Annotated in this window: 14 protein-coding genes; 8 read left to right on the top strand and 6 right to left on the bottom strand. The window is 40.3% G+C overall.

The genetic code is table 11. From position 1 onward, the window contains the following. Window positions 1-7: 7 nt before the first annotated feature. A complete protein-coding gene (locus tag CA265_12450) occupies window positions 8-994 on the bottom strand; it encodes a hypothetical protein (GenBank protein ID ARS40423.1) in 987 nt (328 codons plus the stop codon). A 179-nt stretch (window positions 995-1,173) separates the two neighbouring features. On the opposite strand from CA265_12450, the gene CA265_12445 reads away from it, so the two are divergent. The 7 genes from CA265_12445 (at window position 1,174) to CA265_12415 (ending at window position 11,564) form a co-directional block, all read left to right on the top strand. Next, window positions 1,174-1,404 carry a hypothetical protein gene (locus CA265_12445; protein ARS42971.1) on the top strand — a complete coding sequence of 77 codons (231 nt, stop codon included), beginning with the start codon at window positions 1,174-1,176 and terminating at the stop codon, window positions 1,402-1,404. Between the two features lie 399 nt (window positions 1,405-1,803). Next, window positions 1,804-2,400: a hypothetical protein gene (locus CA265_12440; protein ID ARS40422.1), complete on the top strand. Its 597-nt coding sequence runs from the start codon at window positions 1,804-1,806 to the stop codon at window positions 2,398-2,400. A gap of 685 nt (window positions 2,401-3,085) precedes the next feature. Beyond that, window positions 3,086-4,264: a hypothetical protein gene (locus CA265_12435; GenBank protein ARS40421.1), complete on the top strand. Its 1,179-nt coding sequence runs from the start codon at window positions 3,086-3,088 to the stop codon at window positions 4,262-4,264. 135 nt (window positions 4,265-4,399) lie between these two features. Continuing rightward, entirely contained in the window at window positions 4,400-7,966 is a 3,567-nt protein-coding gene (locus CA265_12430) for a hypothetical protein (protein ID ARS40420.1), read from the top strand. Window positions 7,967-8,000: 34 nt separating this feature from the next. Further along, window positions 8,001-9,947: a hypothetical protein gene (locus CA265_12425; GenBank protein ID ARS40419.1), complete on the top strand. Its 1,947-nt coding sequence runs from the start codon at window positions 8,001-8,003 to the stop codon at window positions 9,945-9,947. Then, window positions 9,913-10,425 carry a hypothetical protein gene (locus tag CA265_12420; protein ARS40418.1) on the top strand — a complete coding sequence of 171 codons (513 nt, stop codon included), beginning with the start codon at window positions 9,913-9,915 and terminating at the stop codon, window positions 10,423-10,425. The genes CA265_12425 and CA265_12420 overlap by 35 nt, the downstream gene beginning before the upstream one ends. Before the next feature lie 143 nt (window positions 10,426-10,568). Next, window positions 10,569-11,564 carry a hypothetical protein gene (locus tag CA265_12415; GenBank protein ID ARS40417.1) on the top strand — a complete coding sequence of 332 codons (996 nt, stop codon included), beginning with the start codon at window positions 10,569-10,571 and terminating at the stop codon, window positions 11,562-11,564. 146 nt (window positions 11,565-11,710) lie between these two features. Here CA265_12415 and CA265_12410 read toward each other — a convergent pair whose 3' ends face one another. From CA265_12410 to CA265_12390, 5 genes are all read right to left on the bottom strand, one after another. Further along, window positions 11,711-12,838, bottom strand: coding sequence for a hypothetical protein (locus tag CA265_12410; protein ID ARS40416.1), 1,128 nt, complete (start codon window positions 12,836-12,838; stop codon window positions 11,711-11,713). A 206-nt stretch (window positions 12,839-13,044) separates the two neighbouring features. Beyond that, window positions 13,045-14,868: a hypothetical protein gene (locus CA265_12405; GenBank protein ID ARS40415.1), complete on the bottom strand. Its 1,824-nt coding sequence runs from the start codon at window positions 14,866-14,868 to the stop codon at window positions 13,045-13,047. Window positions 14,869-15,592: 724 nt separating this feature from the next. Then, complete coding sequence (locus tag CA265_12400) at window positions 15,593-17,542, bottom strand: hypothetical protein (protein ARS40414.1); 1,950 nt, start codon at window positions 17,540-17,542, stop codon at window positions 15,593-15,595. Between the two features lie 27 nt (window positions 17,543-17,569). After that, entirely contained in the window at window positions 17,570-18,505 is a 936-nt protein-coding gene (locus CA265_12395) for a hypothetical protein (GenBank protein ID ARS40413.1), read from the bottom strand. After that, window positions 18,466-19,494, bottom strand: coding sequence for a hypothetical protein (locus CA265_12390; protein ID ARS40412.1), 1,029 nt, complete (start codon window positions 19,492-19,494; stop codon window positions 18,466-18,468). Before CA265_12390 ends, CA265_12395 begins: the two co-directional genes overlap by 40 nt. 206 nt (window positions 19,495-19,700) lie before the next feature. On the opposite strand from CA265_12390, the gene katE reads away from it, so the two are divergent. Continuing rightward, window positions 19,701-21,893: a catalase HPII gene (gene katE, locus CA265_12385; GenBank protein ARS40411.1), complete on the top strand. Its 2,193-nt coding sequence runs from the start codon at window positions 19,701-19,703 to the stop codon at window positions 21,891-21,893. Window positions 21,894-21,978: the final 85 nt, after the last annotated feature.

The following is a 21,978-nucleotide window of genomic DNA, read 5'->3' as shown; positions in this document are numbered from 1 at the left end:
ATTTACGCTACCTCTTTTTCAAAGCAGGAGGTATGCTAAAGCTGGGTTTTTTGTCTGCATCTTTAAAATTTACTTCCATAAAATAGCGCTTTTGTTTAAGGATGTAATTTTCAATAAACCACAAAATATCAGGCAGGTTTTCCACCATTGGGGTACCTGCTATTTCGTGCCCCATACCTTGTACATACTGAAAGTAATACGGATATCCGTTTTTGCTGAAGGTATGTGCAAGATACTTAGAGCCAAAAAAGCCCCGGTTCAGCAACCTCACTTTATTATAGGGAACAAGTTTATCGGTTGTGCCATGAAAAAACATGGTAGGTGCTGGGGGTATAACATATTTGGGTGCACCATGATAACTTAGTATGGCTCCTGCAAAAGAAATTACACCTTTGTATTGAAAATGCGGTGGAAGTTTAACCGACAAGGCTGTGGCATTCCGCTTGTTATAGTCGGCATGCAGTGCCGTAATTGCGCCCGCACTTGATCCCGATAGGATAATCATCGCAGTATCAATGCCGAGCTCTTTTGCATTTCTGATGAGGTATGCTGTTGCATCGAAAACATCTGTTGTAGCGGTATCAATAGCGGCTTTTAAATTAGAAGTATTAAATGGACTCGGAAATTTCTTTCCTTTAAGGCCAAGTCTATAGTCAACAGAAACCACTTTAAATCCTTTCGCCAATAAAGTGTTAAAATATTGATCAAATAACTTGCTATCTCTGCGGCCCATTACAAAACCTCCCCCAAATACAAAAAGAACTGTTGGCTTAGTTTCCGTTATTTTACCACTGTAATAAATATCTAACTTTAGTGTAGCTGAATCAGTTTGCGCGAATATTTTAGTGTCTACACGATATTTTTTATCCTTGAGTACAATTTGCGCTATTGCAGATACGGAGCTGAATAAAAGTGCCAGAAACAGCAGGCTTAGCGGATATACTTTGTTATTGGGCATCATCTGTTTTTTAGGAAGAGGTTCGCTACCGGCCAATCGGGCCGGCTTTGATTGCTTAGCTAATTTATTGCATTTTCAGTTCAAGTGCAATTAAATACATGATATTCAATGACCGTAATTTCTTTTAGCGTAAAATACTAATTTCTTAATAAGTTAATATGAATGCGCTGATAAGTTAAAACGCTTTATCTTGCTTTGTGGCAAAAGAATTAATGATGCAAAATAATCAGGTAAAAGTGAGTCCGGATCTACAGCAGTTTATTGACCAGTTTGAGCCCAGCAAATTTAAACTCATGTCGGGTGGAATAGAAATCAGGGGAATAAACGATATGCAAAGAAATATTGCGCAAGCCAGAGCAATCATAGAAAGATTAAAACTCCGTCTGATTGTTTCGCATAATGCCGAAATGCTTAGCTATCGTGGCTTTGAAGTAAATAATCTATAAGCCTGACAGACCTTTTTTAATATTCAATTTTACGGTTTACCTCACGGTTCCGATCCGATGATCTGGTATCGGTCATTACTTTGTGCAAGAGCTGGTAAAGCTTTATGTGGTTTTGTTATTTCTTTGATTAGTCGTTACTTACCTTTCTTTTTCTCAAATACTTTCCAGTTTTTATCAGAACCGGTATTAAAATTTGGTAACTAAAAATTAACAGGAATTTATTTATATCATAATAAACATAGTTTAGTTTTGCTAAACAAATAAAAAGTTCTAATTTTAATCACTTCTACCAAATAAAATTTTTTATATGCAAAAACATGTGTAATAAACAATTGCTTTAACGCCCCTCATAAAATTAAAGTGGATTAAAAATAATTTTTTAAGTGGCTAGCTTTTAACATGATGAAAACTAATGAGAAATTTTCTGACGCTGATTTAATTGCCCAACTGAGGTTAGGTGATGAAAACGCATTTACTGAAATTTATCGCAGATATTGGGAAGTTCTGCTCAACACAGCATACCAGCGCTTACGTTCGAAAGAAGATGCGGAAGAGGTGGTGCAGGAAATATTTGTTAATCTCTATTTTCGCCGCAATGAAATAGATCCAAAATCTACGCTGGAGGCTTATCTTAAAACAGCGCTTAAGTTTAAAGTAATCGATACCTATCGTTTGCAACAGCTACACTATAAACATATCGACAACCTGATTGCAGAAACAAACCTTTCACCGGTATTGCCTGATCATCAGTTGGAAAGCAAGGAGTTTAAAACACTTATACTTTCTGCCTGCAGTAAATTACCCGAAAAATGCAGGGAAGTATTTATGATGTTTAGATTTGAAGAACTGTCGCATCAGGAGATTGCCCGGCGTGCGGAGATTTCGGTAAGCACGGTAAAAAAACATCTTCATAAAGCCATGCTTTTCCTTAGAGAGGAGTTTAAAGGCAGCAGAACCTATCTGATGATTGCCTGTTTGCTTTTTTTATCTAAATAAATTGATTGGTCTTTCCGTTAGTGGAAACCATGTACTCTCAGGGCAATGGTTTTAGTTTATGCAATTTATTTTTTGAGGTTGTATCATAAATGTAGACTTGTCATCCTGAGAAATAATTTATTTATAAAAATCAATATTAGTAGTGATATATAATTGATTTCTTTTGCCATACACCACGGTCTTGCCTCGGCTCGCCGCCGCCGAATGGCTCTTTTTTTTTGGCATCAAAAAGAAACAAAAAATGCCGGCTGAAAATTTTTCTTTTGAAGCCAGCTGTGTGGCCAGAACAATGTAGCCCGAAAAATTTGTTAGGCCGGATTTAAGTAGAACGGGGATACCGTGCTATGGCCTGGCTGGATGGAAATACGAAGTAGTTAAAGTACTGATTAATAATTGTTTATAAAATAATGTCATTGATAGCTTGGCGAATGATCTGTTTAAATATGCTTTAAGGTGTTTGGACAGTCCTTTGGACAACATGATAGCATATGGGCTGAAATCGGCTTTATGATATGCCATCTTTTTAATAGCAAATTTATTCGTTACATAAATTTATGGACGCTGACTCCTTAGTGATTCAGTTTTAATTAAATTTATTGTGTTGTAAATCAGTTTATTGTATTTTATTTTGAATTTATTTTAATTTCCTGTAGAACCTTTTTGCTTTTGCTCCGAATACTGTTATATGAGCAAGAATCAAAACACGTTCGATGAGCATTTGCTGGAAATTATGACCAGGTTCAAAAATGGAAAGGCTACACCCGCCGAAATCCAGGAAATTGAACTTTGGTACGAAAACCAGTCTTCGAATGAAGGTTATACCGATCACATGTCGGCTGATGAACGTTCGGAAACCGAACGGAAGATGTTATTGCGGATTAGCGACAGCATCAAATCAGAGTCAACTCCAGCCATAAAGCTTTATCCAAATCAATGGTTAAAAACATTTGCAATAGCTGCGGCCATGCTGCTGGTCATTGGTGCTTTATTTTATTTTAAATCAGGGGTACAAAAAACAGATCAAAACAACCTCGTTGTAGCCAAGGCTAACGATGTGGCTCCGGGGAGTAATAAGGCAATTTTAACGCTTGCAAACGGTAAAAAGATCAGTTTAGCCGGTTTAACCAACGGCCAGATCGCCAGTCAAACTGGAATTCGGATTTCTAAAACAGCCAACGGTCAGCTGGTTTATGAAGCAACTGCAACTACCGCATCAAAAGGGCTAAAACCAGAGTTTAATACGATTGAAGTGCCCGTGGGCGGACAGTGGCAGGTCATTCTTCCGGACCATTCTAAAGTTTGGTTAAACGCCCTATCGAGTATAACCTATCCAATACACTTTATCGGTAATGAAAGGGAGGTGAAAATTTCTGGTGAAGCCTATTTCGAGGTTGCGCATAACGCGAAGATGCCTTTTAAAGTGCATGCGGGTAGTCAGGTAGTTGAAGTATTAGGTACACATTTTAATGTGATGGCCTATGCAGAAGACAAAGTCATTAAAACAACGCTTTTAGAAGGTTCAGTAAAAATTTCGGAGGGAAAAGTAAGCAAGTTACTTGTTCCGGGAGAACAGGCCCAGGTAAATGCGGGAAAAATTACCGTAACCAATGATATCGATATGGAAGATGTAGTGGCATGGAAAAATGGTTATTTCAAATTTGATGATAACCTCGAAACCATTATGACAAAAGTAGCTAAATGGTATGATGTTGATGTCGTTTATCAAACTAAACCCGATCCGAATAATGTTTACGCAGGCAAAGTTTCGCGTGCTAAGAATATATCTTCCTTATTGAAAATCATAGAGTTTAACGGCGACGTACATTTTAAAATAGAGGGAAGGAGGGTAATTGTGACGAAATAATGGCGACAACTGTGGTAAACCAAAAAATGGCCAAAGGTGTTAGCGCACCTCTGACCGGATGTTGAGTTACCCATTCCGACAAGTCGGAATAAAATTTAACGAAGAATCAATCCGAAACCCAACAAATCCAAATTTATGAATTTAAACTTACATAATAGGTATGGAGGTAACTGCCATGCCCTTTACAAAATTCTGCTGGTGATGAAAATGATAACATTTTTATTGATAATAACCATTATGCAGGTTAGTGCGAGCACTTTCGCCCAAAAAATAACCCTTAATAGAACCAATGCGTCCCTATCATCAATTATCGATGAAATCCGAAATCAGAGTAATTATGATTTTTTTTACAATAAGAAGATCGTAAAACAAGCCAAACTGGTGAGCATTAATGTTAAGGATGCTTCCCTTGATGAGGTATTAAAAATCTGTTTTAAAGATCAGGCATTAGCCTTTGAGATCACCGATAAAACCGTGCTGATCAAAGGAAAAGAAATAAAGTTTAATTTTTTTAACCCCATTCAATTGCCTGCCGAAAAAATTACAGGAAAAGTAGTCGATGAAAACGGTAATCCCATACCTGGGGCGAGTATAACCGAAAAAGGCTCGAAGAATGTAACGCAAACAAATGGAAACGGTAACTTCATCATCGAAGTAAAAGATAAAGCGGCTGTATTGGTGATATCTTTTATTGGTTACCAAACCAAAGAAGTTGTAGCGGGTGCAGTAAATGGCTCAATTTCACTTAGCCCGAGCCAGGAAGTTTTAAACGATGTGGTGGTAACTGCCTATGGTAAAGTTAAAAAGAGTAGCCTTACCGATGCTGTTCAAACCATAGATGGAAAGGCCCTTGAAAATAGACCTATCCGTACAGTAACCGATGGTTTGATTGGTTTAGCTCCCGGACTGAACATCAGGATGCCAAGTGGTGCGCCTGAAGCTAATCCTTCCATAAATATCAGAGGTTTTACATCAATTAACAGTACCGGTGCACCATTAATTTTAATTGACGGGGTTGAAAGACCCATTCAGGACGTTAATCCTAATGATGTAGAAAGCGTTTCCTTTTTAAAGGATGGGGCATCAACAGTTATCTACGGATCGAGAGCGCCTTATGGTGTATTATTGATTACCACAAAAAGCGGTAAAGAAGGAAAAGTATCAGTGAACTATACTACTAATTCTAAAATCGGTCAAATGGTGCTTGCCCCAACGCAGCCCAATTCGCCTGATTGGGCAAGGTACATTAACATTGCGCAGCGTAACGGGCAGCCTAATGGAACGGGTACAGATGGCGTTGATGCGGTTACCATTGCACGGATGGAAGCCTGGCTAAGACAAGACTGGAATGATCCGTCGTTTAATGCATTAAGAACTCAATTTGGTGATAAAGCACAACAGTATATTGAAAATGGGCAGTTTCCAAGTGGCGATGCCGGTTTTAAAGGCTGGACCAGAGAGCAGTCTTTTGCAACTACAAAGCTTTACGATACCTATTTCAATAACCATGATTTCAGTCAGCAACATAATTTAAATTTTAGTGGAGGAACTGATCGGGTTAACTATTTTTCAAGCTTTGGTTATAATAATACCAAAGGTCTACTAAAAGGTGATTTAAATTTCAATACCCGATATAGCTTTCAAACCAAGCTTAAATATAAAGCTGCAGACTGGCTGGACCTGAGAACAGATATCAATTATGCGAGGCAGGCCAACCAAGGTCCCAACTATACCGGAAACGGCGGTGACATAGCCAATTATGACGCTATTTTCTCCAGCATGATGCAGTATTTTGCTACACCGTTAAGAGTTCCATCTGGAAATGCATATTCGTGGATCCTGGGCGCTGCAAGCATTTTAGGTGATGGCGGACTTATCAACAATACCAGAAATGATATTGTGCTTAGCGGTGGAGCAACAGTAAAGCCTTTCAAACATTTCGAAATTAATGCAGATTACTCAAGAAGACAGAGCTTTACCGAATACTCTAAAGTAACAAAGGTTGTTTATACCGAACTGCCTGATGGTACCAAAATCCAAAACAACCGCTCGGCAAATTTGAGCAGTATTAGTAAAACAAATGGCGTGCTGGGCTATCAGATGGCTAAATTAAGTGCCCAGTATAGTAATTCGTTTGCACAAAAACATAATTTTTTAGCACAGTTCGGTGTTCAAACCGAAGAAACTGGCTTTAAATCTTTATCGGGTAGCAAAACGGATTTATTTGCGCAGGATGTTTCAGAATCACTTAGTACTGCAGCCAATAATCCTACTGCAAGCGATAGTATGTATCAATGGAGCACCCTAGGTTTTTATGGCGTAATTACTTACGATTATCTTGAAAAATATTTTGTAAAGCTTGCCGGCAGAAGTGATGCCAGTTCGCGATTTGCGAGTAAATCTCGCTGGGGCTATTTCCCTTCATTATCAGGAGCATGGAATGCAGCAAAGGAAAATTTCTGGCCTTTAAAAAACATCATTTCAGAATTTAAGCCTCGTGTTTCCTGGTCAACTTCTGGAGATTTAAATGCCTTTAAAAAAGATGGTGTTACCCCTGAATATTACACTTATTTGCCAACTGTACCCACCACCGTTAATAAAAATCTTCTTTTAGGCGGGACATATGCTAATGTCGCATCAACTCCTGATTTAGTGACCTCAGAATTAACCTGGGCAAAACCAACCGTTTTAAATATTGGTGTGGATATCACTGCGCTAAAAAACAGGCTTAATGTAACCTACGAATGGTACCAGCGCACTGTAATTGATCAAATTGGCCCTGTTGACCCACTTCCACAGGTATTGGGAACTGATGCCCCAAGAAAAAACAATGCCGTTTCCGAAACCCGTGGCTGGGAACTCTCGGTAGGATGGAATGATCAGTTTCAGGCCGCAGGCAAACCTTTAAACTATTCGCTTAAATTTAACATGAGCGATTATATCGGTTACGTTACCGAGTACAATGCAAATAAAACAGGTATTGTAAGTGGTGTTTGGACACCCGGTGAACAATTTGGACAAAACTACGTGTATGGTGTAAAAGGTATTGCGCAAAACGCGGGTGATTTGAGAACAGGAACCTTAAGCGGAACCTATAACTACCCTGGATACATCATGTACAACGATGTTAATGGTGATGGTTACATCAATTCTGGCAACGGTGGTTTTTGGTATAGCAGGGGCGATGTCATTAAAGACGGGTTTAATTATCCACGCAAGAGTTATTCCATACTACCAACTGTTTCCTGGAATAATTTTACTGTCTCAGCAGTGTTAGAAGGGGTAATGCAATGGCGTGTTTATAACGATACCGAATGGGTGTGGGGGACTAAAGCAGGTGCCGATTTAGCTTATTTCTATACCCCTGCATTTAAAGAAAGTACCGATTTAGGCTATTGGAGTCCAGGTAATACAGATGCTTTTTTCCCTGCATTTAATACTGGAAGAGGATCAGCAACCGATAAATATTCGTTAAACCTGGCCAATTTAAGGGTAAGAAACGTTACGCTTGCTTACGATCTCCCTCAGAAATGGGTGAACAAAGTTAAACTGAAAAAGGTTAACGTTTATTTTAGTGGCGAAAATCTGGGATTCATTTACAATAAATCCTTTATCAAATATGATCCCGAGCTTTTAAGAAATGGTGTAAATGGTTATCCGCCACTACGCTACTATTCAATGGGATTAAACATCAACCTATAACTAATCGATCACTTCATACATAAATATAATCGAGATGAAAGCTTACATTAGTAAATCAAGCAAAATCGCACTTGCGCTCTTTGTAATGATGTGTTTTGTGGCCTGTAAGAAAAATTTTTTAGATACAACTCCGCTGGATGCTGTAAATCCAAATGATTTTTTTAAGACTGCAACCCACCTGCAAATTTTTGTTAACGGATTTTATGGCCGCTTAGCACCACAATATAATACCCAGGGCGGTACGGGTACCCCAACCGGTGGCAACAGTAACCTGGCGCTGGATGCCAATTCAGATATGATGATTGTACAAACAACAGCTACCAGTAGTTTATACAGATGGGATGCGGTTTCGGTCGCGCCCGATGCCAATAGCAGCTGGTCTGGAGGTTATGCAAATATCAGATCAGATAACTATTTCCTCAAATATGCCAATCTTAATGCAGAAAAAACAGATGCGGCCAACCATTACATTGGTGAGGGATACTTTTTCAGGGCATGGGATTATTTCAGCTTACTTAGAAATTTTGGCGGTGTGCCCATTGTTACAGAAGCCTTAAATGACAATGACCTCGACAAGTTATACCAGCCAAGGGCTTCGAGATATGATGTTGCGAAACAGATTATCGCAGATTTGGATTTAGCTATCGCTAAACTAAACTGGAAAGGAGAAGGTCAGGCCGCAATTGCAGGAAGAGTAAATAAAGAAGCCGCGTTGATATTAAAAGCTAGGGTTGCATTATACGAAGGCACCTGGGAATATTACCATGGTAAAAAAACGACTGCTTATGCGATGGCTGGTAAAAATGGTGTCGAGTTTTTAGAAATGATCGAGCCCACAGTTTTACAGCTGATCAACAGGAATGGCACAAAGATATTTACTGGTGCGGGCGATAAAACAATTGCATACAATCAGCTTTTTGCACAAAAAAATGCAGCAAATATTGATGGTGTTTTTCTTTTTAAGGCTTATGATGCCGCTTTGCTTGCATTGAGTCACAATTTCTTTTTCAAGATTTTAGATTCTGGTCCTTCTATTACCGACCACCTGGTTGATATTTATTTAAACAAGGATGGAACACCACAGGTTTTTCCAGCAAATTATACCAATACGCTGAATCAGCTCGGTAATACTTTAGATCCCAGGTTTAAACAAACGGTGTGGACGCCAGATCGTGGTCCCCTTAATCAATTGGCAGGCAGAGGAGGAGACGGCGTACCGTTCAGGTACCCGGTAATTGCTTCGCAGGCACCATATACTTCCATCGGATTTACTTCAACCGGATACCGGAATTTTAAAGGTGCGGTATTGGCACAAGAGGCCACAAAAGGTGAAACAGATGATATCCTGATGCGCTACGAAGAAGGTTTATTGGCTTTAGCCGAAGCCAAAGCTATATTAGGAACAATTAATCAAACCGATATAGACAAAACAGTAAACCTGATTAGAAGCCGGGTAGGCATGACACCCTTAAATATCAATACCATTACGCCGGGAACATACCGCGAGGATCTCGGATTCGATCCTACTGCAACGCCTGTTTTAAATGAAATCAGAAGAGAGAGAAGTGTAGAGTTTGCTCTTGAAGGTTTTAGACTGGATGATTTAAAAAGATGGGCCGTATACGAAAAGGTAATTAACGGCTATCAGCCAAAAGGGGCCTTATTACAGGAGTTTCTTGATTATTTCAATCGTACGCCAGCCCAGGTTACTTTGGATAACGGATCAGACCCAGCATTATATAGCCAAATCAGGAAAGATGGTTATACGCTTAACGAATTTAGTCTGGTTGTGGGTAGCAATGTAGACAGATTTGCCAATGGAAGAATGAACCCTTATTTTAAAGTGGCCGATTTTAAGGCAGGGGGAAGAGGGCTCTACATTAATCCGGGAAGAGATTACCTAAGTGCTATTCCGCTTCAGCAGATAAAACTTTATCAGGCAAATAATGCAACGCTCAGTCAAAATCCGGGTTGGAATTAATTCATTGTTGGTATTAATTAAATTATTAAAAATGAAACATAAAAATATATTGTATAGCCTGATGTTAATGAGTTTATTCATGTTATCGGCTTGTATGAAACCAAGGGTAGAATTAGATGATACTCAGTGGGGCGATAATGCCAATATTACCACGGCACAATTATTCAAATACGACGAGGTTAAGAATCAGTTAGGTTATGGAGAAGTAGTAACTGGTTATCAAACAACAGGTATTACGACAACCTCTAATGTGGTAGATAAGGGCCAGGCTACCGTAAGAATTGTTGCCGTAAAAGGAACCGACCTTACTAAAGTAGGTATCAGGTTTACGCACTTTGCAAAAACAATAGAGCCAATGAACGGCGCACCGGTGGCAGGTATCATTGCCGATTTTTCTAAAGGCCAGTTTACCTATAGGCTGCATTCTGCAGATGGGACTATACGCGATTGGACCATTTTGATATCAGTTGCACCTTAAGCTACTGAAACCAAATGCCAGGCCGGAAAAATTTCTGCCTGGCATTTTCACCTTTAAATAAAACAGTTTGAATACAGTGAGGCTAAACTTGTCAAGAATTCAGGTCTGGTCGAACCGATTATTAAAAACAATACGCTAAAACAATGAAAACATTAAATAGAAGGGCGTTTATCAATGGCATATTTGCTACGGGTATCGTTTTACAGATCCCCGATACGGCGCTTGCTATGTTTGCGAATAAAGCAAAACCAGTAAAAGTAGGGATCATCACCGATCTTCATCAGGATGTGATTCACAATGGGAGCGAAAGATTAGATGCCTTTTTAGCGCACACTAAAAAAATCAATCCCGATCTGATCCTACAAATGGGCGATTTCGCTTATCCTAATGAAAAAAATAAAGAACTGATTGATCGGTTTAATAACGCACACCAAACAGCATTACATGTTATTGGTAATCATGATACAGACAATGGGCACACCAAAGAACAATGTTTGAGCTATTGGAAAATGCCATCAAGATATTATACCAAAGAAATAAATGGGGTGTGTTTTATTATTTTAGATGGAAATGATAAGGGCTCGCCAACACGCAAAGGCGGCTATCCAGCCTACATTAATGATGAGCAAAAACTCTGGCTGCAACAGCAACTAAAACAAATCGATAAACCTATTATTATAGTCAGCCACCAGCCACTAGCGGGAGCCATGGCGGTAGATAATGCGGCAGAAATACAGGAAATATTAAGTGCAGCTTCGGATAAAATATTGCTGGCCATAAATGGCCATACGCACATAGATTGCCAGCTTTTTATCAAAAACATCAACTATGTCCACATTAATTCGGCCTCTTATTTTTGGGTTGGAGGTAAATACAAACACAACAGTTATTCAGAAGAAATTCATAAAAGCCATCCGTGGATATCCAGTACCTGTCCTTACGAGGATGCTTTGTTTACTTCTTTAACAATCGATCCTTCATCAGGCACGATGCATATCGAAGGCCGAAAAAGCAATTGGGTAGGTCAATCGCCTGAAGCGCTAAATTATGTAGACGACGCAAAATTAAGGCCTGGCCAGGAGATTGCACCTAAAATAAGCAAAAGGAAAATCGTTGTCGGCCCAAAAATGAAAAAATAATACTGAGCCAGCGTGCTTTCCACTGTTTATTAAAATAAAAAAGGGTAACAATTTTTGTTACCCTTTTCATTACAGTAAATCTTCTAAAAGGCATAACCGGGCAGGCTTATTTATTAAACGACCTTTCGTAATTGCCTGATATGAAGTTAATGAATACACTCTAAACCGCTATCAATTGCTTTTCGTGCACTTGTTGCTGGTTTAGCTGCTGGAATATCATCAGGTTTATAATAATTGTTTGTTCTTATCGGAAAATCGCCTGCTGCATTCATCACATCCTGTCTGGCCATAAATACAGGTACATTGCCTCTGTTGTTTTGAGGGTAAGTCATCGATGAACTGTGGCTATAACCCAGAACATGTCCCATTTCGTGAAATGGTGTGCTGTAACTTTTGGTCATATAATTTAAGGTAAGCCAGTCTGGCATACCAAATGTACTTCCGCCACCAAGTCCCGATACTTTACGGGTATCAGTTAAACCGCAATTGATTTTTGTACGTGTTTGTGCTTTAATCCAATCAGCTTCCTTTTCAGCAGTCGTAAGCGGGGTTGTCCCATCATTGCCGATAACGAGTTCATTCACGATACTGCTTCGCATGGTATCATCGGTATACATGTAAGCAAAATTGATCATAAAACCGGTAAACATCCTGAACTGTTTCGCTGTTGGTTCGTCCAGCCAGTTGTTGTCTTCATTTTGAGGATCAAAATCATGCATTTTAGGCTGCCATTTAATTATATTCAATTTTTTGAGCTTCGTAATCAATGGGGTAGTGCCTGTAAATTCAAAACTAATATCAGCTGGATTAATGCCAATGGTTTTATAGGCGGATAGATCTACGGTATTATTGTTAACGTCGAGATATTCAGTTTGACCGGAGATAAAGGGATATTCCATTTGTTTAATTCTATGCCCTTTAATGGTTCCGATATGGAATAACTGAATTTTTTGTGGCTGACCTTTAATCGACACCAGAATTGTGGCATCAGTGATATCAACAGGTGCAAAATTAGCTACTTCGATCGTGGTATTGTTTAGGGCCACGATACGCAATACATTATTTACATTAAATCTCCGACTTTCGCTGGTCATGGTAGACATTTCTTCGCCATCTTCGAACATCAGTTCTGCAGCAGAAGCGCCTGTAAAAGAGTAGTCAGGTATGGTTGGACCTGTTTCTAAGGGTTCAAGCTCCTTTTTAGAACAGGCCGCCGTTATTAAAACAAGGCTAAATAAAGTGAGTTTTTTAAATGAGTTAATTGTTGTTTTCATTAATGATATTCAATAGGTAAATAATGGTATCAGATGTTTTTAATACTGCGAATATAAATCAAAAAGGCAATGGGTAAAGTGGTAAAATAAAAAGAGGCTGTATCATAAATTAATGTCATTAGTTGAAATGCTTTGAGCGGCATTTAAACAATTCCTTCGACAGGCTCAGGATGACATGCTATATTATGATACAGCCTGTTAAGTGCTTAGTTGTATAAACCTAACTCTGCCAGCGATGCAAACTGCAATCCGTCTTGCGCAGAGGTGGCAATTACTTTAAGGTACCTTAAGGTTTTGGTACTGCCAAATGCAAAATATTGTGCGCCGGCAACATTTTGAGCTACATAATTATTTACCGATGTGAAAGTGATATTATCGGTACTGGTTAACACCTGAAAGTTTTTAATCGCCCGGCTCAAGCCGCTTCTTTGCACTAAACTTAATCCGTTTGCCGATTTTGAAGAACCCAGATCGATAACCACCTGATGCGGATAACTTGTTGGAGAAGTAGTCCAGCGTGAGTGCCAGAATGTACTGTAACTTCCATCAATTAAAGTGGCAGCCCTGCCATTAATAGCACCCTCGCCACTGGTTTCTTCAGAGCTGAAAGAATTGATGCTCCACCCGGTTTTACTTAATTCGGTTAAAGGTGCAACGTTGTCTTGCAGGGTAGAAGGATCGGTGCTTGGTGCAGGTAAACCCAAAGCGGCCATATCAGCATATATTTGGGTAGTAGCTGCCGGAGTCGATAAATTCAATCCCCATTTCTGGAAGAAGTTACTTAAGTTTTTGCCCGATATACTGCAAGCTTTTAGCATGAAATAACGCAACCTGGCATCGTCATTAGCTAGGGTTGGATTTTCAACACGCATGTTTTTGGCGAGGGTTCTGTAAAAGTTATCGCCATAAGCCAGGGTTAATTGCTGGAACATGCAAAGCCTGATGAACAGATCGGTTAAAGGATTGGCATAACTTGCTGATCCGTTATAATCTTTGGTTCCGGCAGGTTTTCCTAAATAGGTAAAAGCTTTTGGCCACACCCCATCATTTACGAGCCTGTTGATAGATGGTGTAAGTGTGCGTTGCACATATAAACTGTAAAGATTTACCGTAACCTCACCCAAAGCGCCCCAACGCCACATCATTTGGTGCTGGTGACCCAGTTCGTGCCATAAGCCCCAGCCATTGGTACCTACTGCGCTTAAAGTTAAAATGGCATTCACATCTGAAGTAATATAAGCCGTGCGGTAATCGTAAGCGAAAAAATAATAGGCCGGATCTTCATGCTGTGTTAAAAGATAAGTATGCACATTTTTAGCATGGGCAGGTAATGAGTTGTCTAAGCCATTCAAATCATCTTCCAGCGCAATAACCTGTGTAATTTTATTCAATATAGCGCTCTGATCTTCTGCCTGGTACTGTATGGCTTTAGTTCGTGATACGACGATAAAACAATTGGTGCCTTCTAAAACAACATCGGGCGTGGTGTAGGTTTGTAATTGGTTAATCCAGTCTGAATTTGTAGTCACACCAAGTTTGTAATAGGGCGCATAGGTATAGCCGCTATTGAAAGTTAACTTAGCGGTTGATCCGGTGGTCGAGTTGGTGTACCTGATCCACAATAAGCCGCCAACAGCATTACTAATGGTATTGGTGCCTGCGGTTAACTGTACAACGGTGGGCTGGGTATTCCAGGTGCCATACCGCGAGTAGGTGCCAATTAATAATTTAGGCAAACGGGTTCCTGCGGTTTGCTCTACAGTGATATCTAAAGTAGCACCTGGAGCCATGTATAAGCCGGTTGCTGTAAAATCGGTTAAATAGTATCCATTTTTTAAACGATCTCTTTCAATTGATGCATTAATTTTTTCGGTAACATTAAAAACATTGGTTTGCGTGAGGGATTGTACACTGACACCACTCATGGTTTTTTTAGTGTTTACAACTTCATCTTGTAATACGGCTGCTTTTTTACAGGCTGTGAGCCCTACAATAGCCGAAACGGTTAAGAGTAATAGTTTCTTTTTCATTTTTTAGGTTTTGGTAAATATTTGGTTATAGTGAGCCATATTCCAGCAATGGATTATGGTGATCATTCGTTTTGTAATATTTAGTTAGCCAGTTTAAATCCTAACACAGCTGGATGAAAGTCTGTGTAAAACCTCAATACAATGTATTCATTATTACATTGATGTAAAAGAAAAAAGACTGCGCAAACGTTTGATCGTAGGCGTTTGCAGTAGTGGAGATTGGATGATTTTTACAAAAGGATCCCATCTTCAGTACGATTTTGGTTACTGTTGGTCGCGATTGCAGGCTAAATGGAATGTGGATGGGCAAAAGATGACTCTGTTATTTTAGAAAGCGTACCGCCAGCTTTTTCAGGCCCCTATCGGGCCAGGGCAGTTTAAATTTTAGCGCAGTCCACCTTTAACATCAGGAAATAAAGTTGTTATTTTCAAGGGCGAATAGGTCACCAAACTTTATAATAAGGCATATCCTTACAGCAGCAAGTTTGATTAAGAAATCTGTAAGTTTTTATCACAAAAAATGGGCTGGTTTTTGGCCAGCCCAGCGCGGATTTAATGGTCTCATCCTTTAGTTGAAACGATGCAGTTTAGTGCAAGATTTCTTTGCTGCAAATTTTTATTTTTTGCCACAGATTAGATGCAATCTGCGAATCTGTGGCTTTTTTAATAATAAATTTCATTCGTTATTAAATCTGTGGACTTTCAGTCCATAATGGTTTAGTGATTAATATTTCACAATCTTAAACTCAGTTCTCCTGTTGGCCTGGTGTTCGGCAATTGAGCAGGCCACGCCGTTTTTACAGCGGTTAAGTAACTGCGTTTCGCCATAACCTTTCGCTTTCATCCGGCTACGGGCAATGCCGCGGCTCACCAGGTAATTAACGGCTGATTGTGCCCTGCGCTGTGAAAGGACTATGTTGTAACTGTCAGAACCTCTGCTATCTGTATGCGATCCCATTTCAATTTCGAGCGTGGGATTATCCCTCATGATGCGGACGGTTTCGTCGAGTATTTTGGCGGCATCAGGCCTGATATTGTATTTATCAAAATTATAATGGATATTCTTGATTTCTATTTTTGTGCCCACTACAAAGAGTGGTTTCAGGTATAAATTAACTTCCAGGGTATCAGATTTGGTAAGACCGACAGTGCTTAGCCTTGCAGAATCACTATAGTATTTAACTTTTTGACCGAGTACCATATAATCTGTATTCTTGCTGAGTTCAAAAAAGTATTTGGCAGAATCAGCGGTTAGCTGTTTACCAACTACCCTGCGGTCGCCCGCCATCAGTGTGATATTGGTGAGCGGGAGCAAGGCGCCTGTGCTCTTGTCGAAAGTTTTGCCTTTCAAGGCCAGTATAATCTTTGGTTTTTCAATCAGGAAGCTGTAAATATCGTCGCCACCTTTTCCGCCTTTTCTATTCGAGGATAAATATCCGATTCCCAGATCAGCAGTTGGCAGGCTCATGTTTACAAAGGCAAAATCATCAGCTGCCGAATTGATCGGATAACGTAGATTAAATGGTTTTGTCCAGTTGTCCCTACTTCCTTTTGCGCCGAAAACATCCAAGCCACCCATGCCTGGTAAACCATCGCTCGAGAAATAAAGTGTACTATCTGCTCCCATTTCAGGAAACATTTCGTTTCCTTCGGAATTGATTGCCCTGCCGGCATTTTGTGGTTTACTCCAGGTGTTATCACTTAGCAGGGTACTAAACCAGATATCCGTTCCCCCAACACTTCCCGGCATATCGGAAGTGAAATAAAGTGTCTGCTCATCTTTGCTTAAACAGGCATGGCCCAATGAATATTGTTTTACATTATTATAAAGGAACGGTTGTGCTGTCCAATTGCCGTTATTTGCCGTGTAGATATAGAGTTCGATATTATTTGTTCTAAACTTTGTTTTCCCCTTTAATTCTATTTCTGCATCCTTTTTTCCAACGTATGTTCGGGAAACAAAAAGCATATTGCCTGCTTTATTACTGATTACGGGGCCTACATGGTAATCGGCATCATTGTAAACCGATTTGTCGACAAGGGGGAAACTTAAAGTGCCACTGGCTGTTCTATCTGCAGTATAAATCCGTAAAAAAGGATTTCCAGTCCGGCCATATACACTTTTAAAAACGCCTGCATCCGGCTCTCCGGTATAAAATACGGTATAGGCAAATGGAAATACACCAAATTCGGAAAGCGATGTATTGACCGCAGATTCGTTATGCATTAAATGAGCCGTAGGTTTAGCCAGCCAAAGCTGTGCAGAATCGCAGCCCAATAAGTCGTTAGCTACTTTTTTGGTGTCGCCGGTTTTGGAGGCATAGGTTTCGAAAACTTTTTTAGCCTCGATATAACGGAGGTTTGATTTCAGTACCGAACCATATGTTAACAGATGTTCGGCTTTGCTTTCCGGATAGGCGATGAGGCGCGAAAACCAGTTTTCTGCAGCCTCGTAATCGTTTATCTTGTAATAACTGTAAGCTAACTTTTCTACATCACCTATCTGGGGATCTTTTACATCTACAAGTTTAAGGTACATGGGGATAGCCTGGGCGTAATCATAGTTTTCATATTTTTGTTTAGCCCGATCTCTAAAGGATAACTGTTCCTGACCATAACTGATGTTATAAAAGCTGATGGTTATTAAAAGGTACAGCAAATATTTAATATTCATAATGGATTAATCTAGATGGTAATTGAATTAGAAAAAACGTGGACTCAGTAAGCGCTCAGACCGGTGTGGGAAGGTAAGCCCGATCGATATTTCGTGAGAACCGCTCTGCACATTGCTGAGGCCATTAATGGTATAATCATAAGAATAACCTAACCTCAGCCGGTCTGTAACATAAAACTGGGCAATGCCCGAAATGGAATTGGCATCGCTTAAATTTTGCCCGTTTCTGTACGTTTTATCCCATATGTTTATGCCTGTGCGGTATCCTGCACCCACCCAAAGTTTATCTCCGAATACGAACATGGCATTAAGATCCAGGCTGCTTGGCCCTTTAAAATCTTCTTTCCAAAGTAAACTTGGCCTTAACTTTACATCCCGTGATAATTCGAAAAGGGTGCCGGTAATAAAATAATAATGGCGTTTGCGCTTGATGTTTTGTTGTGTAGCGGTATCCCATTTGAAAATATCATTTGACTGGTCGCCGGAAAACATATCCATGATCGACGCCCCGATATAATAGTTTGGCGAACTGTAATAAACGCCAAAGCGCGCATCGGGCACATAACTGCTTACGGTTCCGGTAGGTATTGTAACATCGTCTTGCTCAACAGGATGCAAGGAGGCGCCATCAATAACATAATTGGTAACACCTGCAGCTAAACCGAAACTCAAACGTTGGGTATCGTCTCTATCTAAACGTATCCTGTAGGCATAATTGAGGTAAATTGAGTTTGCCCTCTGCGCGCCCAACTTATCTGCCGTAACCTGTAAACCCACACCAATGTTCTTTTTAAAACTTTCTGTAACGCCATCCAAAGAAATTTGCCCCGTTTGGGGGGCGCCACTTAATCCTGTCCACTGTGTACGTAATGCAAGCTGAGCAAAGAATTCTTCCTTATAGCCTGCATAGGCCGGGTTAACACTTAATGAATTGTGTAATTTTTCGTAATGTATTGATGTAATGCCTTGGGGCTTTGAGTTGTGATAATGCCGGCCTCCACTTGTAAGTGAATAAAGATCGCGAGTTGTCTTACGGTAAAGCTTACTTTAAAACTGCTGTCTAAAATACCACCAGCACTCAGGTCTTCGGCGATGGTATCAATTGATTTGAGGTAGCTGATCTCGCTTTCAATATACCTCAGCAGTGATTCATCAATATCGGGCAAATTCCTGCTGTATGGTAGGCTTATGGTTTTAAAAACCTGCCCGATTAGCTTTTTAAAGAAATGGAGTAATCTATATTGCTCGCTAATGTTTTCGCACTTTTGAAGTTCATGATTAAAATGGCTGCAGCAGGAATGATAAAAAGATGGATGATTGAAATTTAAGGCGCTGAGCAGTAGGATAATTCCCGGCATTTCTAAAGGGGGCACAAATTTCTTTAATGCGATTTGAAGTGATTCGAAAAAATCACGCAGATATCCGGCCTGTTCGAAAGTGAAACGGCCTGCAGCACTATTTAAGTGCTCAAAGATATGCGTAAAAACTTCGATGGCTTCCAAATCGGCATGCAGCTCTTCAAGGTTTGTAAAGATCTGGGTAGAATTTTCTGCAATATTTAATAATACTTGCTTTTGGTAAATAAGTGGAACAGGACTGTGATAATCAAAATAATATGGGAAATAATGCTGAAGATCCAAAACCATCTGGTTGAGCAGATTGATTAGGCTATTAATTTCTTCCGTTTTGTTTTCATGACTGGCATCAGGCGAATCATGCATCATGGTTTCCAGCTCCTCCATTAACTGAATCAAGCCTTTTTGATGTTGTGTTAGATATGCCTTTGATCTGTCAGGGGCTATTTGTGTGATGTGGTGCTGAATGGCATTGAATATTCGTTTACTTTCCTTTACGATTTCGTCTTGCAGTTCCTTGTGCGGACGCTGATATACTGTTCCTGCCCTAAGGGCATCTAAAATTATTTCCCTGAAGTTTACAAGTTCATATACCATTGCTTAGTAGCCAATTGCTTAATTCTAGGGTTTTTATTTTCACTTTTTTGTGTTGGCGTGGTAAGACGAACCGTTAACGTGGTGAAACTTAATTTTAGCGGGTGTTTTTTAATTAGTGCCGCTTTTTGTGTTTTCCTTTTTTTAGTATCAGATAAACAAAACTATTGTTCAGCATATTGGGTTGTATAGGCATAATGTAAGGTATTATGGCTAAGAAAACATCTGAAAAGAAAAATGCACCTGCTCGTCAGGAAAATGATAAAACCGTTAAATTGGAATCTTTTGTTGCGGATTCCACTGGCGAATTGCTGACCACCAATCATGGTCTTCGGATCAATGATGACCAGAATTCATTAAAAGCAGGAGAAAGAGGAGCAACTTTATTGGAGGATTTTATCCTGCGTGAAAAAATCACTCACTTTGATCATGAGCGCATTCCGGAACGTATTGTGCATGCAAGGGGATCGGCAGCCCATGGTGTATTCAAGGTGTATAAAGATATGTCGGAACTAACCAAAGCTGCATTTCTGCTTGATCCTGAAGTTGAAACACCGGTCTTTGTTAGGTTTTCAACCGTTGCCGGTTCGCGCGGCTCAACTGACCTGGCGCGTGATGTTCGTGGTTTTGCAGTGAAATTTTATACACAGGAGGGAAATTTCGATCTTGTAGGAAATAACATGCCTGTGTTTTTTATCCAGGACGCAATCAAGTTTCCTGATCTGGTACATGCGGTAAAACCCGAGCCCGATAATGAAATGCCCCAGGCCGCCTCAGCACACGATACTTTTTGGGACTTTATTTCTCAAATGCCTGAATCTTCGCACATGATCATGTGGGCGATGAGCGACCGGGCACTTCCGAGGAGTTACCGGATGATGGAAGGCTTTGGGGTTCATACTTTCAGGTTTGTTAATGCCAGTGGCGTATCTAATTTTGTGAAGTTTCACTGGAAACCGCTTTTGGGCGTACATTCCGTTGCTTGGGACGAGGCCCAGAATATCTCCGGTAAGGATCCTGATTTTCATCGCCGGGATCTTTGGGATGCCATTGAGGCTGGTGCTTTTCCGGAGTGGGAGCTGGGCGTACAGATCGTAGCAGAAGAAGATGAGTTTAAATTTGATTTCGATCTTTTGGATCCTACCAAACTGATTCCCGAGGAACTTGTACCCGTACAGCGTATTGGTAAGATGACATTGAACAGAAATCCTGATAACTTTTTTGCCGAAACCGAACAGGTGGCTTTTCACGTTGGCCATGTGGTTCCGGGGATTGATTTTACCAATGATCCGCTATTGCAGGGAAGACTCTTTTCTTATACCGATACCCAGCTGATCCGTTTGGGCGGCCCGAATTTTCACGAAATTCCCATTAACAGACCAGTAGTGCCGGTAAACAATAACCAGCGCGATGGTTATATGCGCCAGACGATCAATAGAGGTAAAACCAGTTATGGACCTAACGCTATTGCAGCCAACGATCCCCAACAGGTAAAAGCTGCTGAAGGGGGATTTGTAAGCCATAACGAACGTATTGATGCTAAAAAGATCAGGGCAAGGAGCAGAAGTTTTTTTGATCACTTTTCGCAGGCACGCTTGTTCTTCAACTCGCAGAGCGAACCGGAAAAGAACCACATTATTGATGCGCTGAGTTTTGAGCTTGGAAAGGTAAAAACCACCGAGATTCGTGAGCGTATGCTTGCGGTACTCGTTCAAATTGATAAAGGACTGGCTACAGCTGTTGCTTATGCGCTTGGTCTGGATATTCCAAAGATCCCGCTGGACGAACTGAACAATAGTATACCAGCTGATGGCGATCCTGCGGACTATGCCTCTTTAAATCCTAAAGGAAGCCTTTCCAAATCGGCTCCTTTGAGTATGGCAGAAACGATTAAGGATACCATTAGCACCAGAAAGATTGCCATACTTGCTGCAGATGGTGTGGATGAAAAATCCCTGTCTGGAGTTAAGGATTTACTCATTGCCAATGGTGCGGTGGTGCACATTATTGCGCCAAAACTTGGGGAGATCACTTCAAAAGGAGATAAAAAGATTAAAGTAGACGAGAGTTTCCTGACAGCAGCATCTGTATTATATGATGCGGTTTATGTTCCAGGTGGAAAAAATGCTGTAGCAGCACTGGAGGCCGAGGCCAATGCCATCCACTTTTTGAATGAGGCTTTTAAACATTGCAAAGCAATTGCAGCAGACGAAGAAGCACTTCAGGTATTGCAATCTACCTATTTCCTTAAAAAGCTCCCGGCAGAATATTCCAGGGAAACCGTTTTGCGGGAGGGTATCATCGTTTCTGCAGATCTTGATCAACTCAGCAAAACCTTTGTAGAGATTATTGCGCTACACCGTTTCTGGGAGCGCGAAAAGCCAAGGAAAATACCTGCATAAGATCAGTACAACATACACCAGTGGAGGCGTAACAGCCTCCACTTCATTTGATATGGATAAGATAGAGATGGGATAACTCTTCCTA

The organism is Sphingobacteriaceae bacterium GW460-11-11-14-LB5, assembly GCA_002151545.1.
GTDB lineage: Bacteria > Bacteroidota > Bacteroidia > Sphingobacteriales > Sphingobacteriaceae > Pedobacter.
This window is presented reverse-complemented; position numbering and strand designations above follow the sequence as displayed.

Coding starts and splice junctions, on each gene's coding strand:
- CA265_12445 (ARS42971.1), top strand. CDS start 1,174: ATGCAAAATAATCAGGTAAAAGTGAGTCCGGATCTACAGCAGTTTATT.
- CA265_12440 (ARS40422.1), top strand. CDS start 1,804: ATGATGAAAACTAATGAGAAATTTTCTGACGCTGATTTAATTGCCCAA.
- CA265_12435 (ARS40421.1), top strand. CDS start 3,086: ATGAGCAAGAATCAAAACACGTTCGATGAGCATTTGCTGGAAATTATG.
- CA265_12430 (ARS40420.1), top strand. CDS start 4,400: ATGAATTTAAACTTACATAATAGGTATGGAGGTAACTGCCATGCCCTT.
- CA265_12425 (ARS40419.1), top strand. CDS start 8,001: ATGAAAGCTTACATTAGTAAATCAAGCAAAATCGCACTTGCGCTCTTT.
- CA265_12420 (ARS40418.1), top strand. CDS start 9,913: ATGCAACGCTCAGTCAAAATCCGGGTTGGAATTAATTCATTGTTGGTA.
- CA265_12415 (ARS40417.1), top strand. CDS start 10,569: ATGAAAACATTAAATAGAAGGGCGTTTATCAATGGCATATTTGCTACG.
- CA265_12410 (ARS40416.1), bottom strand. CDS start 12,838: ATGAAAACAACAATTAACTCATTTAAAAAACTCACTTTATTTAGCCTT.
- CA265_12405 (ARS40415.1), bottom strand. CDS start 14,868: ATGAAAAAGAAACTATTACTCTTAACCGTTTCGGCTATTGTAGGGCTC.
- CA265_12400 (ARS40414.1), bottom strand. CDS start 17,542: ATGAATATTAAATATTTGCTGTACCTTTTAATAACCATCAGCTTTTAT.
- CA265_12390 (ARS40412.1), bottom strand. CDS start 19,494: ATGGTATATGAACTTGTAAACTTCAGGGAAATAATTTTAGATGCCCTT.
- katE (ARS40411.1), top strand. CDS start 19,701: ATGGCTAAGAAAACATCTGAAAAGAAAAATGCACCTGCTCGTCAGGAA.